The 6,773-nt window shown below is 63.5% G+C and carries 13 protein-coding genes and 1 pseudogene; 1 reads left to right on the top strand and 13 read right to left on the bottom strand.

The features are described 5' to 3' along the window. A pseudogene (locus DM373_RS21135) lies at positions 1-136 on the top strand (site-specific integrase); the annotation flags it as partial. On the opposite strand, the gene DM373_RS21130 reads toward DM373_RS21135, so the two are convergent. The 13 genes from DM373_RS21130 to DM373_RS21080 form a co-directional block, all read right to left on the bottom strand. Next, a complete protein-coding gene (locus DM373_RS21130; RefSeq protein WP_110995421.1) occupies positions 133-378 on the bottom strand; it encodes a hypothetical protein in 246 nt (81 codons plus the stop codon). The pseudogene DM373_RS21135 and the gene DM373_RS21130 sit on opposite strands and share 4 nt — an antisense overlap. A 9-nt stretch (positions 379-387) precedes the next feature. Beyond that, positions 388-588 carry a hypothetical protein gene (locus DM373_RS21125; protein ID WP_110995420.1) on the bottom strand — a complete coding sequence of 67 codons (201 nt, stop codon included), beginning with the start codon at positions 586-588 and terminating at the stop codon, positions 388-390. Next, entirely contained in the window at positions 585-1,199 is a 615-nt protein-coding gene (locus DM373_RS21120; protein ID WP_110995419.1) for a hypothetical protein, read from the bottom strand. The genes DM373_RS21125 and DM373_RS21120 overlap by 4 nt, the downstream gene beginning before the upstream one ends. Then, positions 1,196-1,354: a hypothetical protein gene (locus DM373_RS28980; RefSeq protein ID WP_167409854.1), complete on the bottom strand. Its 159-nt coding sequence runs from the start codon at positions 1,352-1,354 to the stop codon at positions 1,196-1,198. Before DM373_RS28980 ends, DM373_RS21120 begins: the two co-directional genes overlap by 4 nt. Next, positions 1,351-1,833: a class I SAM-dependent methyltransferase gene (locus DM373_RS21115; protein WP_110995418.1), complete on the bottom strand. Its 483-nt coding sequence runs from the start codon at positions 1,831-1,833 to the stop codon at positions 1,351-1,353. Before DM373_RS21115 ends, DM373_RS28980 begins: the two co-directional genes overlap by 4 nt. Then, a complete protein-coding gene (locus DM373_RS21110) occupies positions 1,830-2,303 on the bottom strand; it encodes a hypothetical protein (protein ID WP_110995417.1) in 474 nt (157 codons plus the stop codon). Before DM373_RS21110 ends, DM373_RS21115 begins: the two co-directional genes overlap by 4 nt. Further along, on the bottom strand, positions 2,300-2,614 hold the full coding sequence (locus tag DM373_RS21105; RefSeq protein WP_110995416.1) for a hypothetical protein: 315 nt from the start codon (positions 2,612-2,614) through the stop codon (positions 2,300-2,302). Before DM373_RS21105 ends, DM373_RS21110 begins: the two co-directional genes overlap by 4 nt. 46 nt (positions 2,615-2,660) lie before the next feature. Next, positions 2,661-2,861, bottom strand: coding sequence for a hypothetical protein (locus tag DM373_RS28820; protein WP_157966869.1), 201 nt, complete (start codon positions 2,859-2,861; stop codon positions 2,661-2,663). 43 nt (positions 2,862-2,904) lie between these two features. Beyond that, complete coding sequence (locus tag DM373_RS21100; RefSeq protein WP_425272602.1) at positions 2,905-3,657, bottom strand: hypothetical protein; 753 nt, start codon at positions 3,655-3,657, stop codon at positions 2,905-2,907. Between the two features lie 69 nt (positions 3,658-3,726). Continuing rightward, the gene (locus DM373_RS21095) at positions 3,727-4,719 is read right to left on the bottom strand and encodes a DNA translocase FtsK (RefSeq protein WP_110995414.1); all 993 of its coding nucleotides are present in this window, start codon (positions 4,717-4,719) and stop codon (positions 3,727-3,729) included. Between the two features lie 10 nt (positions 4,720-4,729). Continuing rightward, positions 4,730-4,930, bottom strand: coding sequence for a hypothetical protein (locus DM373_RS21090; protein ID WP_110995413.1), 201 nt, complete (start codon positions 4,928-4,930; stop codon positions 4,730-4,732). Between the two features lie 6 nt (positions 4,931-4,936). After that, complete coding sequence (gene recT, locus DM373_RS21085; RefSeq protein WP_110995412.1) at positions 4,937-5,818, bottom strand: recombination protein RecT; 882 nt, start codon at positions 5,816-5,818, stop codon at positions 4,937-4,939. 17 nt (positions 5,819-5,835) lie between these two features. Further along, complete coding sequence (locus DM373_RS21080; protein WP_110995411.1) at positions 5,836-6,741, bottom strand: YqaJ viral recombinase family nuclease; 906 nt, start codon at positions 6,739-6,741, stop codon at positions 5,836-5,838. Positions 6,742-6,773 lie beyond the last annotated feature (32 nt).

The raw sequence follows: 6,773 nt of genomic DNA, 5'->3' as shown, positions 1-6,773 counted from the left end.
CGAGGGCACGTCCAGGCTGTTCGAGAAGGGATTGTCGATCATGGAGGTGGCCACGATCACTGGCCACAAGACCATGAGCATGCTCAAGCGCTACACCCACCTGTGCCCGGACACTCTGGCCGACAAGCTGGGCTAGCGCACGCTGGCCAGGGTAGGCGGCGCGTTGCGCTTCCGCCCAGGCTTGGCCGGCATATGCATGCCCTGCTCGTACTCTTCCAGGAACTTGCGCACCGTCGCCACCCGCCAGCAGATCCTGACGCCTTGCTTGAAGAACGGCGGCAGCCAGCTGGCCCCCTCCTGCCTGGCGCTTCTTATCGATGATTCCGTTCGCCCGAGCATCTTGGCCAGCTCGGGGATGTGGATTACCTCTTGTTCCATGTGACCCCCTCAAAAGATGAAACGGGATGTGGCATCGGCGGTGCCTGGCAGGCGCACCAGCACCGGTCCTTCGTCGAACTGGTCGCCGGCCGGCGGTGGATCGCGGGGCTGTTCGGCCTGGACGATGTTGTAGGTGGCAGCCATGACGCCGAAGTTGAAGGCCGCCGCGGCGCTGGCGATGCAGCAGAGAGCGATGGCGAGAGGATTCATGGCTGGGCCTCCTTGGCCATGGCCTGATCGATGGCTTTGTCCAAAGCCTCGCAGGTCAATACATCCTCATGCTCTGCATAGCCGCAGATCATCGTCGGCATGTAGTAGTCGCTGTCATCCTCAACCGCACATTGGTTTTCAGGATCGCGCAGCCATCGGTATCGCCCGGCATCCAGGCTCAGCGCATCAATCCGCTCATCCCGCGCCGTCAGGTCGGCCTGCAGCTGATCAACCAGCGCTGATGGCTTGCGGTCCAGGGCGGCGCGGGCTTGCCAGGCCGACCATGAAGAATCGGCCCATTCCGAGCAGTAGTCACCATCGCTCGAAGCAGTGGCGACATAACCTGGATATGCATAACCCTGTTTTTCAGCCTCAATCTTTAGCCATACCTCAAACGCCGCCCGCTCATCGCGCTCAACCGGCACGCGTGCCACCTGCTCGCCCTGGTGCTGCTCGGCTGGCTGGGCCAGGATGGCGCGCATCTTCTGCGTGACATCGACCCACGCAGCAGCTGAAACAGCCGACACTCCATCAGTCAAAAGATCATCGATTGCATCGGCAGCCATTTGAGCCAGCTCACGCGGCACGCTGACCATATCGTTCTTGCTCATGATTCCTTCTCCTGCGCCCGCTGCTTGCGGATCGCGCTGCATTTGGTGTGGTTGCCTTTGTTCCTTGGGTTGCCGCAGATATCGCAGCGGCTCGGGCAGTCGATGGGCCGCATCGGTCCGCCGCGTATCACGGGCTTGCGGCGCAGGGCGGTCATTGCTCACCTCGCTTCATGAAGGTGATCCAGTGCGTCTTCTCGCGCTTGCCGGACTTGTGGCCAAACAGGGGTTTCTCATCGGTCAGGGCCAGCAGCTCGCTTACCAGCACCTGGGTTTCGTTCCACTTGAAGATCAGGACCCCTTCGGGCTCCAGCACGCGGAAGCACTCGGCGAAGCCCTGGCGGATGTCCTCTCGCCAGTCGCTGGTGAGCAGCCCGTACTTGGCGCGCATCCAGCTGTCGACGCCGGCACGGGTGAGGTGCGGGGGATCAAACACCACCAGGCGGAAGGTCGAGGCCTCGAAGGGCAACCGCCGGAAGTCCATCAGCACATCAGGCTCAACCTTCAGCACACGGCCATCGCACAGCAGGTGCTCTTCGTCGCGGATATCGCCGAACAGCGCTCGCTGATCCTGCTTGTCGAACCACATCATTCGGCTGGCGCTGCATGGGTCGAGAACTTTGGGGGCGGCAGTCATCGTCCGAGCCCCTTGATGGCCTGTTTGCCCAGGGCGCGCACCAGGCGCTTGGCCTGGCCGAACTCCTGCCGTGCCAGCTTCCGGCGCTCGATCAGCATCCAAGCGGCCAGGCAGTGCTCGCACTTGAAGGCTTCATCTGGCTCTTCGCCCAAGCCTTCCAGTTCGGCGCGTATCTCGTCGTCGCGCAGGCCGCGGTCCCGGTCGTAATCGCCTCCGTCGTTGCTGGTGATCTGCAGCACCTGGTGCAGGTGATGGCGGACACGTGAGCCATCCCACAGTCGGTCAGTGTCCGCCTGGCTGCGTGGCCGGTGGATGCCGCCAACGATGTTGCCGTGATAGGCGTCAATGGTGATCGGGCATTTCTCCAGCTCAGCCACGATCCCTTTCTTGATGCTGGCCAGGTCGGCGGCAGCCGTCTCGTAGCGGATAAGCGCAGCAACTGCGCGCTCAGCCAGTGGTGGTTTGGTCATTGCCCGTGCTCCTGCAGCAGTTGGATGACGTCGAGAAAGCCCTGCACGACGCTGCCAGGCCGGCCCAGGCCGGCGCGTTTCAGCACCTCGATGACCTGCTGCACGCCGTTCTCGCTGGCCAGCTTGGCCTTGAGCGAGAGCACCATGTCGCGGGCATCCTCTCGGGCCTGATGGCGCATGAATTCGTTGATGAGGCCCGTGGGCACCGGCATCGGCAGCGGGCGGTCTGGCTTGGCCGTGCTGGTGGAAAACACAGGCGCAGGGGTAGGGCGGCGGGCCCGGTCAAGGGCCGCCTGGGCGGTTGGGGTCATGGCTGTGCTCCAGGCCGCGCGCGGCGGGCTTGAGTTGTAGGAGGAGTTAGAGTTCGGTGATGGGCGCGGGGATGGCCTGGGCCCTCCACTCTGGGTCGATCTTCCAGGCTATGCAGGGCGGTTCGGCGTTGCTCTTGTAGCCGCCAAGCCAGTAGTAGCCGCTGTGCTTGGATGTTCCGCAGACGCTGCAGGTGTGCCAGCTACCAAAGCCCCGAGCAGAGAATGGCTGGTACTGGTGGCTGTTCACCGAGGGCCTCGATAGATCAGGTAGGCCATGTAGGCGATGGCGATCATGGCTCGATCCTCTTGAACTCGACCACCCACACCCACGGATTGCCCGCCCAGTCGCCGCCGGTTCTGGCCCACAGATTGGCAAACGCTCCATAGGGGGTGTCCATGCAGCGGTCGGGATGCGTGGCATCACCGGCATGCCAGCCAGGGGCTTGCTTGGGCGGGAGCGCCTGGAATGTCTTCCCGCCGTCGAGGCTGACCTGGCCCGGCCGCTCACGCAGGCCGAAGTCAGTAAACATGATGCCCTCGGCCAGGGCCTGCTCGGTGCTGATCGCCTGCAGGCGCTCGACGCGCACGGCGGTGATTTCCAGCAGCAGGCGGCAGGCGGTGCGCGGCATGTGGATGCTCGGCCGCCACTTCAAACCCATGTCCTTGCGCGTGTCGTCAGCGAACGACCCCGGCCGCACCTCGGCGGCGTAGGCATAGCGCTGCAGCGGTCCGGCCGGGTCCGGCCGATGCTCAACGCCGGTGCCACGCAGGTCCATGAACGTCTCGCGCACCCACAACCGGTCGCCAGGCCGTCCGTAGGGGCACACGCCGCATGACTCCAGTTCGGCGGCGCACGATGGAGCATCAGCCCCGCTGACCCCGAAACCCCAACGCGGGTGGCGCTGTGCGGTGGCAAACCAAGTGCCGTCTTCCTGCTGACTTGGCTGTTGCCATGCCTTTAGCGGTCGCCGGGTGACAGTCTTCCGGTCATCGAGGATGGCGCGGACCATTGGCCCGCTGAACAGTATCGGGCGCTCTTTCACGTTATCCATGGGGATCTCCAGGCACGAAAAAGGCGCCCGAAGGCGCCTCATGGTTGATGCGGTTGCAGGTCAGACGACCTGCGCCAGGGTGGCCACGACCTTGTAGCCGTGCTCGAGCGAGCTGGCGCCTTCGTCTACGACCTCGATCACGCCGTCTTCGAGCAGGCGCAGCAGCAGGGTGGTTACCTGGTCGGTGCCGATGGCCAGGCGGCTCTGTACCCAGGTGGCTTCGAAGCGGTTGCCGCTGGCCTTGAGCACGATGAGCTGCTTGGCGTCGTCGTAGTCGAAGTCGCCGAATTCTTTGCTGAGCGGGGTGGGTTCCTGGGTTGTCGCTACGAGCTCCCGATTTCCATTGCTGTTTGGGGAGGTGATATAGCCGTCGGCTTCCATCCGATCCAGGAGTCGTGCGGCTCGGTTGTAACCGATGCTGAACTGACGCTGGACCAGTGATATCGCCACACTGTTTGTGTCCCGGACAAACTCGACCGCCGACTCGTATAGCGGATCATCGGCATCACCTGCATCGTCGCTATCATGGTCTGGCTGTTCGGCCAGCTCCATCTGCTGCTCGTGCCAGCGATCTATGCCCATGCCCGCGACAATCTCGGACGCACTCAGCGGCAGTTCATGCTGATCGCGCTCGGCGCGGATGCCGTCCAGGCCTTCGGCGTAGTCGTTCGGGGCCAGCACCAACAGGGCCAGCTTGCCGGACAGGTCGATCAGGCCATGCCGGTTCGGGTCCTGGGCATCGACCACGCCGGTGACGGTGATGTTCTTCTCCTTGAACTTGGAGTCGGCGATCTTGATCGGGATGGTGTCGACGCTGCGCGAGCTGATGATGCCCACGGCAGTCCACACCACTTCCTCGGCCTGCTTGGTGATGCGGTCGATCACCTCCTGCTGGTCGTCTTCGCCCAGGCGGCCGAACGGCACCTTGATGTTGCGCAGCTCGAACAGGGCGGCTTCGACCAGGTCGTGCACCATCAGCTGATGGGCGAAGGTCATGCCCGTCATGCCGTGCAGCTTGGCGCGCTCGATGGCTTCGCGGTGTTCTACTTTCATGCGGTCTTCCTCAGTGTTTTCCGATTTGTTCCAGCTTCTTCTGCTGGTGTGGGCTGAGCATGGTGTGCGGGCCGTAGCGCTTGAACTTGGTCCGCATGTCGCTGACGAACTCGTCTTCCCAGCCGCCGTTGGCGTGCAGCTCGGCTGCGGCCAGCAGGGCCTTGAACTCCTCGACGCAGCTGTACAGCTCTTCAACGGTCTGGCTGGTCATGGCGGGTTACTCGCGCTGGGCGCCGTAGTCGGCGGAAGCTTGATCCTGCTGGGCGATCTCACCGGTTTCGGTGTCCACGCCATCAGGTGCATCTGGTATCTGGTCGTCGATCACCTGCCATTCACCGGTGAGGGCCGCCGCGTTCTGCTGATCGATGCCAGCGTCTGCACGCTCGTCCAGGGTGACGGCTTGTTGCAGCTCAATGCTCACCGGCAGGTACTTGAACAGGCGCCGAATGACCGTCTTCTTGGCCATTTCCTCGTAGTGGCTTACCCATGGGCCGTTGTTGCCGGCCTTGCTTTGAGCCTTGACCTTGTCCACTTCGAGCTTGCTCATCACCTCAAACTGAACGCCGCCGTCCTTGAGGCGGGCCACGGCGTAGACGTGGGTCAGCTTGCCGGGCTCACCGTCCTCGCAGGGCTTGTGTTGCAGGTCTTCGTGCAGGCCGTACTGGTAGCTGAACTGGTCGCGCTCGTGAACGGCCCGGGCGGCGATGCTGACGATCTGTCCGGACCGGCGGGCTAGGTCGATCATCCCGCGATATCCGATGATCAGTTGGCAGTTGGCCAGGCCGTCGCTGGCCTTGCCGTTACCGAACGGCAGCAGGTAGGCATGGCCCAGGGCGCTACCTGGCTCCAGGCCGAGCTGGGCGCACTGCATGATGGCGCCCATGAACGACTCGATGTTGCACTTGGCCAGGGCAGGGACCTTCCGCAGCTCTGTGGTGGCGATGCGCGCCAGGCGGTCGGCAGTCATGTGCTTGGGAAGCGCCAAAGCCATCTGGTTTTTGATCTTGGGGTCGGCCAGCAGGCCGGCAATGCTCTTGGGGGCAGCCGATTGCGGCGCGACCTGGCCGGTCGCCGCAGCCTTGAGGGCGTTCGTGGACATGGTTGTCTCCTGGCGGGTTACTTGATGCGGAAAATGCGGGAGGTGGTGACGGTCTTGAACTGCTCGAACAGCTGGGGGTGCGCGGCGGCAAACGCCTTTTGATCGAAGCGGCGCGAGTCCTGACTTTTCCAGCTGGCCAGCTGCATGCCGTCCAACATCAGGAAGGCATTGCCCCCCATGAACAGCTTGATGCGCTCTTCCAAGGCCTGAGCAGCATCGAAGGCGGCTTTGGCCTGGGTGCGCAGGGCGCGCAGCTCGTTGAAGGCCTCCAGCGAATCGCCGTTGGCTTCGATGAAGCCGCCGGCATCGCTGCTGAATAGCCGGTTGATATCCGACACAGCGCTGGGCGGCGGAGGGTCGCGGCGCTGGATGCGATCCCAGAATTCGACTTCCTTCTCGCGGATGGCGGCGATTGTCTCGTCGTCGCGCTCGACCCGGTACACGCGGAAATCATCGCCGCCGATCAGCACGCCGAACACACAGACCTGCTTGCCTGTGACCATCAGGCCGTGCATGGCCTGGGCGGTGTAGTGCACGGGGATCTCGTCGGTCTGCACGTCTCCCCATTCCTTGGCCTTGAACGGGCTGACCGTTTTGATCTCGATGTTCTCGCCGCTGGCGGCTTCGGCATCGATCTCGGCGGCGAGGAAATCGTGCTGTCTGTCGCGGTAGCGGTTGCCCCGGCCAATGATCTCGAGTCCGGTTTCCTCGGCCAGAAGGTCGATTACATAGGGCTCCATGCGCTGGCCCCGGGTGAAGATCTTCTTCTTGGCGGGATCAACCTCCTTGCGGGGCTCGATCTTGTCCAGGTAGATATCCAGCGGCGTGCGCCAGGGGCTGATGCCAAGGATTCCGGCGACGTCACTGCCACCGAGGTACTTGGTGCGGTCGAGCTGGCCGACCGATGCGAGAGCTGAGCTCATGTCGTTCACCGAGTAACGAGATCAGCCAGGGC

Origin of the sequence: Pseudomonas sichuanensis (genome assembly GCF_003231305.1) — a bacterium.
GTDB lineage: Bacteria > Pseudomonadota > Gammaproteobacteria > Pseudomonadales > Pseudomonadaceae > Aquipseudomonas > Aquipseudomonas sichuanensis.
Note: the sequence above shows the minus strand (reverse complement) of the source record. Positions and strands in the feature narration are given on the sequence as shown.